This is a genomic window from Burkholderia sp. BC1 (assembly GCF_052683555.1).
The window spans coordinates 110832-125498 of the sequence record NZ_JBQYLP010000013.1 but is presented as its reverse complement, the minus strand read 5'-3'; the positions used below and the strand labels follow the sequence as shown (position 1 = coordinate 125498).

General features: G+C 68.6%; 15 protein-coding genes. 7 read left to right on the top strand and 8 right to left on the bottom strand.

The features are described from left to right. Positions 1-45: 45 nt before the first annotated feature. Positions 46-1266, bottom strand: a complete 1221-nt coding sequence (locus tag ACSHSS_RS09365) for an SAM-dependent methyltransferase (RefSeq protein WP_006398473.1) — start codon at positions 1264-1266, stop codon at positions 46-48. A 117-nt stretch (positions 1267-1383) separates the two neighbouring features. Beyond that, positions 1384-2028: a pyridoxamine 5'-phosphate oxidase gene (gene pdxH, locus ACSHSS_RS09360; RefSeq protein ID WP_006406437.1), complete on the bottom strand. Its 645-nt coding sequence runs from the start codon at positions 2026-2028 to the stop codon at positions 1384-1386. Positions 2029-2154: 126 nt separating this feature from the next. On the opposite strand from pdxH, the gene tcdA reads away from it, so the two are divergent. Beyond that, entirely contained in the window at positions 2155-3012 is an 858-nt protein-coding gene (gene tcdA / locus ACSHSS_RS09355; RefSeq protein WP_006406436.1) for a tRNA cyclic N6-threonylcarbamoyladenosine(37) synthase TcdA, read from the top strand. Between the two features lie 142 nt (positions 3013-3154). Here tcdA and trxA read toward each other — a convergent pair whose 3' ends face one another. Both trxA and ACSHSS_RS09345 read right to left on the bottom strand, forming a co-directional pair. Then, positions 3155-4003: a thioredoxin gene (gene trxA / locus ACSHSS_RS09350; RefSeq protein WP_006406435.1), complete on the bottom strand. Its 849-nt coding sequence runs from the start codon at positions 4001-4003 to the stop codon at positions 3155-3157. 52 nt (positions 4004-4055) lie between these two features. Further along, the gene (locus ACSHSS_RS09345) at positions 4056-4937 is read right to left on the bottom strand and encodes a pirin family protein (RefSeq protein WP_006398477.1); all 882 of its coding nucleotides are present in this window, start codon (positions 4935-4937) and stop codon (positions 4056-4058) included. A gap of 177 nt (positions 4938-5114) precedes the next feature. On the opposite strand from ACSHSS_RS09345, the gene ACSHSS_RS09340 reads away from it, so the two are divergent. Further along, on the top strand, positions 5115-5993 hold the full coding sequence (locus ACSHSS_RS09340) for an O-acetylserine/cysteine exporter (protein WP_012467684.1): 879 nt from the start codon (positions 5115-5117) through the stop codon (positions 5991-5993). A gap of 43 nt (positions 5994-6036) precedes the next feature. On the opposite strand, the gene ACSHSS_RS09335 is transcribed toward ACSHSS_RS09340, so the two are convergent. Next, the gene (locus ACSHSS_RS09335; protein ID WP_006398479.1) at positions 6037-7554 is read right to left on the bottom strand and encodes an N-acetylmuramoyl-L-alanine amidase; all 1518 of its coding nucleotides are present in this window, start codon (positions 7552-7554) and stop codon (positions 6037-6039) included. Then, the gene (locus tag ACSHSS_RS09330; protein WP_006398480.1) at positions 7536-8090 is read right to left on the bottom strand and encodes a bifunctional tRNA (adenosine(37)-N6)-threonylcarbamoyltransferase complex ATPase subunit type 1 TsaE/phosphotransferase; all 555 of its coding nucleotides are present in this window, start codon (positions 8088-8090) and stop codon (positions 7536-7538) included. Before ACSHSS_RS09330 ends, ACSHSS_RS09335 begins: the two co-directional genes overlap by 19 nt. Before the next feature lie 17 nt (positions 8091-8107). Between ACSHSS_RS09330 and queG the strand changes: the two genes are divergently transcribed. From queG to xerD, 3 genes are all read left to right on the top strand, one after another. Continuing rightward, a complete protein-coding gene (queG, locus tag ACSHSS_RS09325; protein ID WP_217103855.1) occupies positions 8108-9322 on the top strand; it encodes a tRNA epoxyqueuosine(34) reductase QueG in 1215 nt (404 codons plus the stop codon). A gap of 104 nt (positions 9323-9426) precedes the next feature. Then, positions 9427-9897: a methylated-DNA--[protein]-cysteine S-methyltransferase gene (locus ACSHSS_RS09320; RefSeq protein ID WP_012212832.1), complete on the top strand. Its 471-nt coding sequence runs from the start codon at positions 9427-9429 to the stop codon at positions 9895-9897. Further along, positions 9894-10844 carry a site-specific tyrosine recombinase XerD gene (xerD, locus tag ACSHSS_RS09315; protein ID WP_445544860.1) on the top strand — a complete coding sequence of 317 codons (951 nt, stop codon included), beginning with the start codon at positions 9894-9896 and terminating at the stop codon, positions 10842-10844. Before ACSHSS_RS09320 ends, xerD begins: the two co-directional genes overlap by 4 nt. Before the next feature lie 138 nt (positions 10845-10982). Here xerD and ACSHSS_RS09310 read toward each other — a convergent pair whose 3' ends face one another. Next, a complete protein-coding gene (locus tag ACSHSS_RS09310; RefSeq protein ID WP_445544859.1) occupies positions 10983-12542 on the bottom strand; it encodes a class I adenylate-forming enzyme family protein in 1560 nt (519 codons plus the stop codon). 230 nt (positions 12543-12772) lie between these two features. Between ACSHSS_RS09310 and ACSHSS_RS09305 the strand changes: the two genes are divergently transcribed. Further along, positions 12773-13264 carry an aminoacyl-tRNA deacylase gene (locus tag ACSHSS_RS09305; RefSeq protein WP_006398485.1) on the top strand — a complete coding sequence of 164 codons (492 nt, stop codon included), beginning with the start codon at positions 12773-12775 and terminating at the stop codon, positions 13262-13264. A 176-nt stretch (positions 13265-13440) separates the two neighbouring features. Beyond that, positions 13441-14079, top strand: coding sequence for a glycerol-3-phosphate 1-O-acyltransferase PlsY (gene plsY, locus ACSHSS_RS09300; RefSeq protein WP_006414328.1), 639 nt, complete (start codon positions 13441-13443; stop codon positions 14077-14079). A 63-nt stretch (positions 14080-14142) separates the two neighbouring features. On the opposite strand, the gene ACSHSS_RS09295 is transcribed toward plsY, so the two are convergent. Next, the gene (locus ACSHSS_RS09295; protein WP_006398488.1) at positions 14143-14628 is read right to left on the bottom strand and encodes a YajQ family cyclic di-GMP-binding protein; all 486 of its coding nucleotides are present in this window, start codon (positions 14626-14628) and stop codon (positions 14143-14145) included. Positions 14629-14667: the final 39 nt, after the last annotated feature.

The following is a 14667-nucleotide window of genomic DNA, read 5'->3' as shown; positions in this document are numbered from 1 at the left end:
GGCTACGTCTGCGATGACCGCCGAGCCGAATAAATCAGCGTTTCCCTAGCGCGGCAGCGCGTGTTCGTACATATAGCGCCGCGACCACGGCAGCGTTTTCGCGCTGCGGCCGGCCTTGCGGCACACGATCTGGAAGATCGACACGTCGTCGTGTTCGAAGGCATACGCGCAGCCGGCCAGATAGACGCGCCAGATGCGGAATTTTTCGTCGTCGACGAGCTTGCGCGCCTCGTCGGCCTTCGCTTCGAAGTTCTCGGTCCAGATCTCGAGCGTGCGCGCATAGTGTCGCCGCAGGCTTTCGATGTCAACGGCCTCCAGGCCGCCGCGCTGCGCCGCTTCGAGCGCGAGGCTGATGTGCGGCAGCTCGCCGTCCGGGAACACGTAGCGGTCGATGAATTCGCCGCCGCCGAGCGCCGTTTCGCCGCTTTCCGCGTCGGTCGACGTGATGCCGTGGTTCATCGCGATGCCGTCGTCGACGAGCAGTTCGCGGATTCGCGAGAAGTACAGCGGCAGGTTCTTGCGGCCGACGTGCTCGAACATCCCGACGCTCGTGATGCGATCGAACTGGCCTTCGATTTCGCGATAGTCCTGCAGGCGGATCTCGATGCGATCCTGAAGGCCGGCCGCCTTCACGCGTTCGGTCGCGAGATCGAACTGGTTCTGCGACAGCGTGACGCCCACGCACTGCGCACCGAACTTCTGCGCGGCGCGCAGCACGAGCGCACCCCAGCCGCAGCCGATGTCGAGCAGCCGCTGGCCGGGCTCGAGGCGGATCTTCGTCAGGATGTGGTCGATCTTCTTGATCTGCGCGGTGCCGAGATCCTCGTCGCCGTTCTCGAAGTACGCACACGAATACACCATGTTCTCGTCGAGCCAGAGCTTGTAGAACTCGTTCGACACGTCGTAGTGGTACTGGATCGCCTTCTTGTCGGTGCTCTTCGTGTGATTGAAGTAGCGCTTCACGCGCGCGAGCTTGCTCGCGCTCGTGACGGTGCTGCGCGCGAGCGAATAGCCGATGTTGATGATGTCCGACAGCTTGCCTTCGATGTCGATCTTGCCCTTCACGTACGCCTCGCCGAGATTGTCGAGGCTCGGTTCGAGCAGCAGCGGCAGCGCCGACGCGTTGTTGACCTTCAGCGTGACCTGCGGCGCACTGAAATTGCCGAAATCGAGTTGTTCACCGTTCCACAGCACGAGGCGCGCCGGTATGTTCGCCTTCGCCCGTACTTCGTCCGCCCACTGTGCCAGCTTCTTTTCCCAGAACATTTGGATTCTCCGTTTGTTCGTTGAATCGAATACAGCCAAGTATCTTGACCGGCGCGCCGCGCTGCGACGCGCCCGGATGCAACACGTGATGCGGCCGGCCGCACGCCGGCGCTGCGCTTACGGCGACAGTCGCGAGATCGTCCAGCCGTGGGGCGCCGCGGCATCGCGCGTGTAGACCAGACGATCGTGCAGCCGCGACGGGCGGCCCTGCCAGAATTCCAGCGTATCGGGCACGACGCGATAGCCGCCCCAGTGCGGCGGGCGCGGCGGATCGTCGCCGTAGCGCTCGCTGAATGCTTTCTCGCGCGCTTCGAGCGTCGCGCGGCTGTCGATCACGGCGCTCTGCTCGGACGCCCATGCCCCGATGCGCGAGCCGACCGGACGCGAGGCGAAATAGCGATCGCTTTCGTCGGCGCTCGTCTTCTCGACGCGGCCTTCGATGCGCACCTGGCGCTCGAGCTCGATCCAGTAGAACAGCAGCGCCGCGTACGGATGCGCAGCGAGATCGCGGCCCTTGCGGCTTTCGTAGTTGGTGAAGAAGACGAACCCGCGCTCGTCGACGCCCTTGACGAGCACGATGCGCGCCGACGGCCGACCGTCGGCACCGACGGTCGCGAGCGTCATCGTGTTCGGCTCCGGAAGCTTGGCGGCCAGCGCCTCGTTGAACCAGCGGTCGAACTGGGCGAACGGATCGGGGGCGGCATCGGCTTCGTCGAGCGAAGCGCGCGAATAGTTGATGCGGAGATCGGCGAGAGTCGTCATGTTATGCAAACGCTTCAATCGGGGGCCAGTATAGCGAACGCGGAAGAATCGTGCGTGCACAGCGGCGCGTCGCGGCGGGGAGATCAGGCAAAATAGAGGCTGTACGACTTACGTTTTCCTTTCTTCATGTCAGCCGCCGACACCGTCCCGCCGAATTTCTCCGATCTTACCCCGAGCCCGACGATCCAGCTTGACGCGGATCGCGCGCGGCGCTTCGGCGGCATCGCGCGGCTGTACGGCGCACCGGCGCTCGCCGCGTTCGAGCGCGCGCATGTCGCGGTGATCGGCATCGGCGGCGTCGGCTCGTGGACGGCCGAGGCGCTCGCGCGCAGCGCGATCGGCACGCTGACGCTGATCGATCTCGACAACGTCGCGGAGAGCAATACGAACCGGCAGATCCACGCGCTCGACGGTAATTACGGCAAGCCGAAGGTCGATGCGATGGCCGAGCGCATCGCGCTGATCGATCCCGCCTGCCGCGTGAACCGCATCGAGGATTTTGCGGAACCGGACAACTTCGACGCGCTGCTCGGCGGCGGCTTCGACTACGTGATCGACGCAATCGACAGCGTGCGCACGAAGGTCGCGCTGATCGCATGGTGCGTCGCGAAAGGGCAGCCGCTCGTGACGGTCGGCGGTGCGGGCGGTCAGCTCGATCCGACGCGCATTCGCATCGACGATCTCGCGCTGACGATCCAGGATCCGCTGCTGTCGAAGGTGCGCGCGCAGCTGCGCAAGCAGCACGGCTTTCCGCGCGGGCCGAAGGCGCGCTTCAAGGTCAGCGCCGTTTATTCGGACGAGCCGCTGATCTATCCGGACGCGCCCGCATGCGACATCGAGGACGGCGCGGAGCCGTCGACGGCCGCGCACGTCGCGGGGCTGAACTGCGCGGGATTCGGTTCGAGCGTCTGCGTGACGGCGAGCTTCGGGTTCGCGGCGGCCGCGCATGCGTTGCGCGCGATCGCGGCGCGCGCGGCGGGGTAGCAGGGGAGAGCGCGCTGGCGTGGCGTGCCGGCTCGGAGCGCACGCAGGCCGCGCGACGGCGGTGCGTGCGAACAGCGCAGGAACAGCGTGCGCACAAGCAGAAGGCCGGCCGCTGCAGCGCGCGGCTTCCTGCCTGCCGCGCTCAGTTGAGCGCCATGCTCAGCTTGCGTCGCCATGCGGCGACGAGATCCGGACGATCGGCGGCCAGCTCGAACACCGAGATCATCGTGCGGCGGCCGAGGTCGTCGCCATACGTGCGGTCGCGCGTGACGATTTCCAGCAGCTGCTCGAGCGCGCCTTCGTATGCGCGCCGCGCGATCAGGCTTTGCGCGAGATCGAAGCGCGCGTCGAGATCGCCGGGATTCGCCGCGATGCGCGCTTCGAGCGCGTCGGTCGGCGGCAGGTCGGCCGTTGCGTCGAGCGCATCGAAACGGGTCTTGATCGCCTGATAGCGCGGATCGGCACCCTGCACCGTTTGCGGCGACAGCCGCTCGGCTTCGGCGCGCGCATCGTCGATCCGGTTGCTCGCGAGGAGCAGCTCGATCAGGTCGAGCCGCGCATCGTCGAAACCGGGATTCAGCGCGAGCGCCGCCTCGAGGTGCGCGAGCCCGTCGTCGAAGCGTGCTTCCGCGATCGCGATCTGCGCGGCGCGGCGCTCGGCTTCTTCCGGCGCCGGCAGCAGCCGGTCGAGGAACGCGCGCAACTGGCCTTCCGGCAGCACGCCGATGAACTGGTCGACGGGACGACCATCGGCGAACGCGATCACGTGCGGAATGCTGCGCGTCTGGAAATGCGCGGCGAGTTCCTGGTTCTCGTCGACGTTCACCTTCACGAGCTTCCAGCGGCCCGCGTAATCGCGTTCGAGCTTTTCCAGGAGCGGGCCGAGCGTCTTGCACGGGCCGCACCACGGCGCCCAGAAGTCGACCAGCACGGGCGTGTCCAGCGACGCCTCGATGACGTCTCTTTCGAAAGTGGCTAGCGTGGTGTCCATGTCGTTCCCTGCGGTTCGGATGTCGTCAGATTGGGGGCATCTTGCGCGCTTTTCAACGCGGCTTCGATTCCGGTAGCGGAATCCATTCCGTTTCGCCCGGCACCTTGCCCATCTCCTGGCGCGTCCATGCGAGCTTCGCGCGCTCGATCGCGTCGCGGCTGCTCGCGACGAAGTTCCATTCGATGAAGCGTTCACCGTCGATGCGGTCGCCGCCGAGCAGCATCGCGCGTGCGCCGCCGTCGCTCGTCAGCGTGACGTTTGCGCCCGGCGTGAGCACGGCCATCTGCTCGGCCGCAAGCGGCGTGCCGTCGATCGCGAGATCGCCGTCGACGACGTACACCGCGCGCTCCTCGTGCGACGCGTCGAGCGCGAGGCGGCCGCCGGCCGCGAACTCGGCCGCGACGTAGAGCGTGCGCGAGAACGTCGTGACGGGCGAACGCAGCCCGAACGCGTCGCCGGCGATCACCGTCAGCGACACGCCGTTTTCGGTGCGCTTCGGCAGCGTGTCGGCCGCATGGTGCTCGAACGACGGCTCGACGGTTTCATGCGCGCGCGGCAGCGCGACCCAGGTCTGGATCCCGTGCACGGTGTGGCCGCTCGCGCGCTGCGCGGCGGGCGTGCGTTCCGAGTGCACGATCCCGCGGCCGGCCGTCATCCAGTTCACGTCGCCCGGCACGATTTCCTGCAGCGAGCCGAGACTGTCGCGGTGCAGGATCGCGCCGTCGAACAGGTAGGTGACGGTCGCGAGGCCGATGTGCGGATGCGGCCGCACGTCGAGGCCGATGCCGGGCGGCAGCGTGGCCGGCCCCATGTGATCGAAGAAGATGAACGGGCCGACGAGCCGCGCGGCGAGCGCGGGCAGCGTGCGGCGCACCTGCAGGTTGCCGACGTCGCGCACGTGCGGCTTCAGCAGGGCATGGATCGGGGCGGTCATGGCGAGTCCTGTGGGGCGGCGAAGATGCGGACCATTGTACCGGCCGACGCCGATTCGCACGTCTTGCGCACGGATTCGATTCCACGCGCGCCACGCGGGTATCGGAGCGGGCCGCACGCGAACGCGGTTAGACTCGCCGTTTCGGAACGACATTCGACACGCGAGGAGACGCCAATGATGGCCCCGAAGGATTTGTTGCTGGCGTTGGTCGTGATCCTCGCATGGGGCGTGAACTTCGTCGTGATCAAGGTCGGCCTGCACGGGATGCCGCCGATGCTGCTCGGCGCGCTGCGCTTCACGCTCGCGGCCGTGCCGGCCGTGTTCTTCGTGCGCCGCCCGCAGATTCCGTGGCGGATGCTGCTGCTGTACGGCGCGACGATCCAGCTCGGCCAGTTCGTGTTTCTGTTTACCGGCATGTACGTCGGGATGCCGGCCGGCCTCGCATCGCTCGTGCTGCAGTCGCAGGCGTTCTTCACGCTCGTGTTCGCGATGCTGTTTCTCGGCGAGCGGCTGCGCGTGCAGAACCTGATCGGTCTCGCGATCGCCGCCGCAGGGCTCGTCGTGATCGCATCGCAGGGCGGCCGCGCAATGACGCTCGCCGGTTTCCTGCTGACGATCGCGTCGGCGGCGATGTGGGCGTTCGGCAATATCGTCACGAAGAAGGTCGGCAACGCGAACCTCGTGTCGCTCGTCGTCTGGGCGAGCCTCGTGCCGCCCGTGCCGTTCTTCGTGCTGTCGCTGTGGTTCGAAGGGCCGCAGCGGATCGGCGCCGCGCTGGCCGCGCTCAATGTCTCGTCGATCTTCGCGGTCGTCTATCTCGCGTTTGTTGCGACGCTGCTCGGCTACGGGCTCTGGAGCCGCCTGATGTCGCGCTATCCGGCCGCGCAGGTCGCGCAGTTCTCGCTGCTGGTGCCGATCGTCGGGCTTGCATCGTCGGCGCTGCTGCTCGACGAGCACCTGACGTCTGCGCAGCTGATCGGCGCGGCGCTCGTGATGGGCGGGCTCGCGGTCAACGTCTTCGGCGGGAAGCTGATGCGCCGCTTCGCGGCGTCGTGAGGCGCGCCGGCACGCGCGTGGCGTGCCGGCGGCGATGCGGCCGTCAGGCCATGCGGTTCTTCGCGAGCGGCGGATTCGCGGCGAAGTAGCGCTTGATGCCGCGGAAGATCGCGTCGGCCATCTGGTCGCGATAGCTGTCGTCGTTGAGCCGGCGCTCCTCGTCCGGGTTGCTGATGAACGCGGTCTCGACGAGGATCGACGGAATGTCGGGCGCCTTCAGCACCGCGAATCCCGCCTGCTCGACCGAGCCCTTGTGCAGCTTGTTGATGCTGCCGACTTCCTTCAGCACGTAGTTGCCGTAGCGCAGCGAATCGCGAATCTGGGCCGTGGTCGACATGTCGAACAGCGCGCGGCTCACCGCCGCGTCCTGCGTCTTGATGTTGATCCCGCCGATCAGGTCGGACGCATTCTCCTTGTTCGCGAGCCAGCGCGCGGCCGCGCTCGACGCGCCGTGGTCCGACAGTGCGAACACCGACGAGCCGCGCGCGGACGGCGTCGTGAATGCGTCGGCGTGGATCGACACGAACAGGTCGGCGCCGACGCGGCGCGCCTTTTGCACGCGCACGTTCAGCGGCACGAAGAAGTCGGCGTCGCGCGTCATCATCGCGCGCATGTTCGGCGCGGCATCGATCTTCGCGCGCAGCTTCTTCGCGATGTCGAGCGCGATGTGCTTCTCGTACGTGCCGGCGCCGCCGATCGCGCCCGGATCCTCGCCGCCGTGGCCCGGATCGATCGCGACGGTCAGCAGCCGCACGGTGCCGCCCTTGCCGGACTTCGGCGCGGTGAACTTGTAGGCATCGGCGTCGTCGTCGCCGTCGTCGCGGCGCGCGATCACGGGCGGCGGCTTGACGGCCGGCTTCGCGGGCGCCGAAGGCGCGGCCGGCGGCGTGTGCGGCGCGGCCGGCGTGTTCTGCGCGAAGCGCTGGAAGAACGCGTCGCTGTTGTCGCTCGGCGCCGGCGCGGCCGCCGGGCCGTTCAACGCGGTCGGCGGCTGCATCTGCTGCGCGCGCGCCGCATCGTTCAGCGCCTGCTCCTTGCGTTCGGTCTGCGCGATCAGGTCGGTCAGCGGATCGGGCGCGACGGCCGGATAGAGGTCGAACACGAGCCGGTACTTGTAGGTGCCGACCGGCGGCAGCGTGAATACCTGCGGCTTCACCGAGCCTTTCAGGTCGAACACCATGCGCACGACGTGCGGCTGATACTGGCCGACGCGCACCGATTGAATCTGCGGATCGTTCGGCGCGATCTTCGACACGAGGTCGCGCAGCGCCTGGTCGAGCTCGAGGCCGGTCAGGTCGACGACGAGCCGGTCGGGCCCCTGCAGCAGCTGTTGGCTATTCTGCAGCGGCTGATCGGATTCGATCGTCACGCGCGTGTAATCGCGTGCGGGCCACACGCGCACGCCGAGCACCGACGACGCGTGCGCGAGCCGCGGCGCGACGAGGCCGAGCACCAGCGTCGAGGCGCCCGCGCACAGGATCTGCCGGCGCCGCCAGTTGTGCGTCGCGGTGGCCGCCGATTCGATCGAGCGGAACGGTTTGATCAACATCTTTCGAGACATGCGTTTCCTGAAGCGCTATACGCCCGGACGGTGAGGGCGCGGCCGTCGCCGTCCACGTCGAGCGAGAAGACCAGATCGGGCACGCCGAGCAGGGTGCCCGCCTGTTGCGGCCATTCGACGAGACAGATCGCGCTGGAATTGAAATATTCGCGAAAGCCTGCATCGGACCATTCGGCCGGATCGTTGAATCGATACAGATCGAAGTGATAGACCTCGAGTTCCCCGTCGTCGCGTTCGAGCGCGTACGGTTCGACGAGCGTATAGGTCGGGCTGCGCACGCGGCCGCGGTGGCCAAGGCCGCGCAGGATCGCGCGCACGAGGGTCGTCTTGCCGGCGCCGAGATCGCCGACGAGCTGGATCTGCAGCCCGTCGAACGCGTGGGCGCGCGCGAGTTCGGTGCGCGCCGCGTCGAGCGCGTGCGCGAAGCGGATGCCGAACGCCTCGGTCGCCGCTTCGTCGGCCAGCGCGATCACGCGCTCGGCGAGCGGGGCCGGCAGCGTGACGGCGTGGGACGGATGGCTGGGCGTGGCTGGCATTCTCGTAAAATAGTGCGATGAACCGATTACCGGAACTCGCCGCATCCGACCGAACTTCGACTCGTGACGAAGGCGCGGCGTCGTGCGCGCTCGACGATGCGGCGTTGACTGCGCTCGCCGCGCGCATCAGGGCGTGGGGGCGCGAATTGGGTTTCGGGGCGATCGGGATTAGCGACACCGATCTCTCGGATGCCGAAGCAGGCCTCGCCGCCTGGCTGGAAGCCGGTTGCCACGGCGAGATGGATTATATGGCCAAACACGGGATGAAACGCGCGCGGCCGGCCGAACTTGTGGCCGGCACGCGACGCGTGATCTCCGCGCGGCTCGCCTATCTGCCGGCCGATACGCTGGCCGGCGACGCGCCCGGCGCGTCCGACTGGCGCGCACGCGAACGCGCGCGGCTCGACGATCCGCAGGCGGCCGTCGTGTCGATCTACGCGCGCGGCCGCGATTATCACAAGGTGTTGCGCAACCGGCTGCAGACGCTCGCCGAGCGCATCGAGCGCGAAATCGGCGCATTCGGCCATCGCGTGTTTACCGATTCGGCGCCGGTGCTCGAGGTCGAGCTCGCGCAGAAGGCCGGGGTCGGCTGGCGCGGCAAGCACACGCTGCTGCTGCAGCGCGATGCGGGCTCGCTGTTCTTCCTCGGCGAGATCTACGTCGACATTCCGCTGCCGACCGACGCACAGACGTCGCCCGACACGGCGCCCGAGTCGCCCGGCGCGCATTGCGGCAGCTGCACGCGCTGCATCGACGCGTGTCCGACCGGCGCGATCGTCGAGCCGTATCGCGTCGACGCGCGCCGCTGCATCTCGTATCTGACGATCGAGCTGAAGGGCAGCATTCCGGAGCCGCTGCGGCCGCTGATCGGCAATCGCGTGTACGGCTGCGACGACTGTCAGCTCGTGTGTCCGTGGAACAAGTTCGCGCAGGCCGCGCCGGTGGCCGACTTCGACGTGCGGCACGGGCTCGATCGCGCGACGCTCGTCGAGCTGTTCGGCTGGGATGCCGGCGAATTCGACACGCGGATGCAGGGCAGCGCGATCCGCCGCATCGGCTACGAAAGCTGGCTGCGCAATCTCGCGGTCGGGCTCGGCAATGCGCTGCGCGCGCCCGCGCAGCGGCTCGCGCCCGCGGCGCGCGACGCGATCGTGGCCGCGCTGCGCGCGCGCGCCGACGATCCGTCGCCGATCGTGCGCGAACATGTCGAGTGGGCGCTGCGTGCCGCGTGAAGGCGGCGTAAAGTGTCGTCGGCGCGCGAGCGCGACGCGTGCGCGACGGCCTCGGCCGGCGGGATGCGCGTCGCATCGGCGCCGGTGTCGGTGAGGAGAATGCCATGTTCAACGCAGTAATCGACGCGCCGTTCGGCAAGGTCGGCATCCGCACGGATGCGGCCGCGGTGCGCGAAATCGTCTATCTGCCCGAGTCGGTGAAGTCCGTCGCGCCGGACACGCCGCTCGCGAAGCGCGCGGTCGAGCAGATCGAGCGGTATTTCGAGCGCGCGTCGGCCCGTTTCGACCTGCCGCTCGCGCCGGTCGGCAGCGCGTTCCAGCACCGCGTGTGGGACGTGATCAGCGACATTCCGCCCGGCACCGTGCTGACGTACGGGCAGGTCGCGAAGCGGATCGGCAGCGCGCCGCGCGCGGTCGGCCAGGCATGCGGTGCGAACTATTTTCCGCTGGTGATCCCGTGTCATCGCGTCGTCGCCGCGAGCGGGCTCGGCGGTTTCGCGAATCACGACGACGACGGCTATTACCTGAAAGTGAAGCGCTGGCTGCTGGCGCACGAGGGCGTGCCGTACCGATGAGCGAACCGCTGCTGTCTCCCGAAGCCGGCGACGGTACGGCCGCGCCGTCGCCCGCGCTGCTCGCGAGCCGCGCGTCGATCGACCTGTTCTGCGATGCGCTGTGGCTCGAGCACGGGCTCGCACGCAACACGCTCGATGCGTACCGGCGCGACCTGACGCTGTTTTCGCAATGGCTCGCGGCCACGCACGACGCGGCGCTCGACGCGGCCGACGAAACGATGCTGACCGGCTACATCGCCGCCCGCAGCGACGGCAAGGCGACGTCGTCTAACCGGCGGCTGTCGGTGTTTCGCCGCTATTACGGCTGGGCTGTGCGCGAGCATCGCGCGAGTGCCGATCCGACGCTGCGCATCACGTCCGCGAAGCAGGCGGCGCGGTTCCCGTCGACACTGTCCGAGGCGCAGGTCGAGGCGTTGCTCGGCGCGCCCGACATCGCGACGCCGCTCGGGCTGCGCGATCGCACGATGCTCGAGCTGATGTACGCGAGCGGGCTGCGCGTGAGCGAGCTCGTCACGCTGAAGACGGTCGAGGTCGGGCTCAACGAAGGCGTCGTGCGCGTGATGGGCAAGGGCTCGAAGGAGCGGCTCGTGCCGTTCGGCGAGGTCGCGCACGGCTGGATCGAGCGCTATCTGCGCGAGGCGCGGCCCGCGCTGCTCGGCGCGCGCGCGGCCGACGCGCTGTTCGTGACGGCGCGCGGCGACGGCATGACGCGTCAGCAGTTCTGGAACATCATCAAGCGCCACGCGCAGCAGGCGGACGTGCGTGCGCATCTGTCGCCGCACACGCTGCGGCACGCGTTCGCGACGCATCTGCTGAACCACGGCGCGGACCTGCGCGTCGTGCAACTGCTGCTCGGCCACGCGGACATCTCGACCACGCAGATCTATACGCACGTCGCTCGCGAGCGCCTGCGCACGCTGCACGCGCAGCATCATCCGCGCGGCTGAACGCAGGCTTGCGCTCGTGCCGGGAATTGCACGCGGGCTCCCGCTCCCGCTCCGGCACCGGCCCGCAGGGCGGGCGGCGGCCGCACGAGAACGCCTGACGACTGCCCGCGCGCACCGTCGCGCGCGCATGCACGCGCATCATCCGAGTTCGCGCAGCTTGTGTTTGAGCACCTTGCCGGTCGACGCGGCCGGCAGCGCATCGAGCACGCGGATGCGCGCGGGGCGCTTGTACGGCGCGAGCCGCTCCGCGCACCACGCGTGCAGCGTCGCGTCGGTTGCCGTCGCGCCCGGCGCCAGCTCGACGAACGCGAGCACTTCCTCGTTGCCTTCGACGGGGCGCCCGACCACCGCGGCCTGCACGACGTCCGGATGCGCGTTCAGCACCTGCTCGACTTCGACCGGATACACGTTGAAGCCCGAGCGGATGATCAGCTCCTTGCTGCGGCCGACGATCGTCACCGCGCCGTCGGCATCCTGCCGCGCGAGATCGCCGGTGCTCAGCCAGCCGTCCGGCGACACGGCCGCGCGCGTCGCATCGACGTTGCGGTAGTAGCCGAGCATCACGTTCGGCCCGCGCACGCGAATCTCGCCGACTTCGCCGCGCGGCACGTCGGCGCCGTCGGGCCCGACGATGCGCATCTCGATGCCGGGAATCGGCATGCCGACCGAGCAGTCGGCGCGCGGCGCATCGAGCGGCGTCTGCGTGATCGTCGGGCTGCTTTCGGTCATGCCGTAGCCGTTGTGCAGCGGGATGCCGTAGACGCGCTCGACGCGCGCCTTCAGCGCCGCGTCGAGCGGCGAGCCGCCCGAATACGCGAAGCGCAGTCGCGGCGCATGCCACGCATGGCCGTGCGTGTGGAGGTGCTCGATCAGCTTCGCATGCATCGCGGGCACGCCTTGGAAGATCGTCACGCCCTCGTCGGCCAGCGCGACGCGCACGGCTTCGGGCGCAAAACGGGGCGCGAGCCGCAGTGTCGCGCCGGCATAGAGGCTGCCGAGACAGACCGACGCGAGCCCATACACGTGCGACACGGGTAGCACCGCGTAGACGATGTCGTCCGGCGACACGCGCCGCAGCGTGCTCGACATCGCCGCGATGAACAGCAGGTTGCGGTGCGACAGCATCACGCCTTTCGGTGTGCCGGTCGTGCCCGTCGTATAGATCAGCGCCGCGCATTGGGCGGCGCCGTCGGCGGCCACCGGTTCGCTGCCGGCGTGTGCGTCGAGCCGATACGACCACGCGCCGATGTCGACGGGCAGTGCATCGGCACGCACGGCCTCGTGCCGCGCGGCATGCGCGCGAGCGTCGGGCGACGTGTCGGTGACGAACGCGGTCAGCTTCGGGCGCGCGTGCGCGGCGATTGCGTCGAGCTCGGCCGCCGACAGCCGCGCGTTGGACACGAGCGCCCACGCATCGATGCGCGCGGCCGCGAACAGCAGCACGACCTGCGCGACGCTGTTTTCCGCCACGATCATCACGCGATCGCCACCGCGCACGCCGAGCGCCGCGAGCCGCGACGCGACGGCATCGACGGCCCGCGCGAGCTCGGCGTACGAGAGCCGGCGCGCGTCCTCGATCAGCGCGGGCCGCTCGGGCGCCTGGGCGGCCCAGCGCGCGGGCACGTCGGCGATGCGCGGCGGCAGCGCGGCGAGCAGCGCGTCGACGTCGGGCTCGGGTGAACGGATCGATGAGGTCATGGCGTCTCCGGAAAAGGGGCCGGCGGCATCGGCGCGGCGGCATGAGAATGCGAACGATCGTGCCATGACGGCGCGCGCGCCACAATCGGCCGTTCGGTCAATGGCGCTTCGCGCGATTCGCAACGATCATGAGAGGACCGCCGCGTGCCGTGCGCCGCGCAGCGGGCCGCGAGTATAGCCCGGCGCGCGCGGGCGGTTCGTCGCGCGCCGTTCGCCATTAGAATGCCGCCATGAGCAAATCGAGACACGTATCAGAAACGCCGGCGACCCAGCTGCTGCGCCGGCACGGCGTCGCGTTCGGCGAGCATCCGTACGCATACGTCGAACACGGCGGCACCGGCGAATCGGCGCGGCAGCTCGGCGTCGACGAGCACATCGTCGTGAAGACGCTCGTGATGGAAGACGAGCATGCGAAGCCGCTGATCGTGCTGATGCACGGCGATCGCACGGTGTCGACGAAGAATCTCGCGCGCCAGATCGGCGCGAAGCGCGTCGAGCCCTGCAAGCCGGAGGTCGCGAACCGTCATTCCGGCTATCTGGTCGGCGGCACGTCGCCGTTCGGCACGCGCAAGCCGATGCCGGTCTACGTCGAGTCGACGATTCTCGACTTGCCGACGATCTACCTGAACGGCGGCCGCCGCGGCTATCTCGTGAGCATCGCGCCGTCGGTGCTGACGACGCTGCTCGGCGCGAAGCCCGTGCAGTGCGCGAGCGTCGACTGAGGGTTTCACCTTCGTGGCAGGTCGCGCGCGTTCGGTAGAATGGGCGCCGTTTCGGCTCGCCGCGCCACGTCGGCGCCGGCCGGCCGGCGGTCCGCGCTGCCGCGCCTGCGTCGCATCGCGCGGCCGCCGCGCGCGAGCCGTCCCTTCACCGATACGTTGAAAGAAGAGTTTCCCGCATGCAGATCCTGCTCGCCGCCCTCATTGCCTACCTGATCGGCTCGGTGTCGTTTGCCGTCATCGTCAGCGCCGCGATGGGCCTCGCCGATCCCCGGTCGTACGGGTCCAAGAACCCCGGCGCGACCAACGTGCTGCGCAGCGGCAACAAGAAGGCCGCGATCCTGACGCTGATCGGCGATGCGTTCAAGGGCTGGATCGCCGTGTGGCTGGCGCGCCGTTACGGCCTGCCCGACGTCGCGATCGCGTGGGTCGCGATTGCGGTGTTCATCGGCCACCTGTATCCGGTGTTCTTCCGCTTCCAGGGCGGCAAGGGCGTCGCGACCGCAGCCGGCGTGCTGCTCGCCGTTCATCCGGTGCTCGGGCTCGCCACCGCGCTCACCTGGCTCATCATCGCGTTCTTCTTCCGCTATTCGTCGCTCGCCGCGCTGGTCGCGGCCGTGTTCGCGCCGCTGTTCGACGTGTTCCTGTTCGGCACGAACCGCAATCCGATCGCATGGGCGGTGCTCGCGATGAGCGTGCTGCTCGTGTGGCGTCATCGCGGCAACATCGCGAAACTGCTGGCGGGGGAGGAGAGCCGGATCGGCGACAAGAAGAAGGCGGCCGCGAACGGCAACGCGCAGGACGGCGGGAAAGCGTAATGCAGCGGGAAGGGCGCCCGCGCGCTGCAGGCAGCAGCGTGCCGGCGCCCGTCTCGCGACCGGTCAGTCGCGGAAGTTGTTGAAGTCGAGCGGCGTATCGGTCACGTCCTTGCGCAGCATCGCGATCACGCTCTGCAGATCGTCGCGCTTCGCGCCGGACACGCGCACCGCGTCGCCCTGGATGCTGGCCTGGACCTTGATCTTGCTGTCCTTCACGAGCCGCACGATCTTCTTCGCGAGGTCGCCCGTCACGCCCTTCTTCACCGTGACGACCTGCTTGACCTTGTCGCCGCCGATCTTCTCGACCTTGCCGTAATCGAGGAAGCGCACGTCGACGTTGCGCTTGGCCATCTTGCCGATCAGCACGTCCTTCACCTGACCGAGCTTGAAATCGTCGTCGGCGAACAGCGTCAGCTCGCGGTCTTTCTGCTCGACGCGCGCGTCGGAGCCCTTGAAGTCGAAGCGCGTCGAGATTTCCTTGTTCGACTGCTCGATGGCGTTCTTCACTTCGATCATGTTCGCTTCGGAAACGACGTCGAACGATGGCATGGCATTCTCCCTTGAGACTTGAGGCGCGGCGCCCGGCCG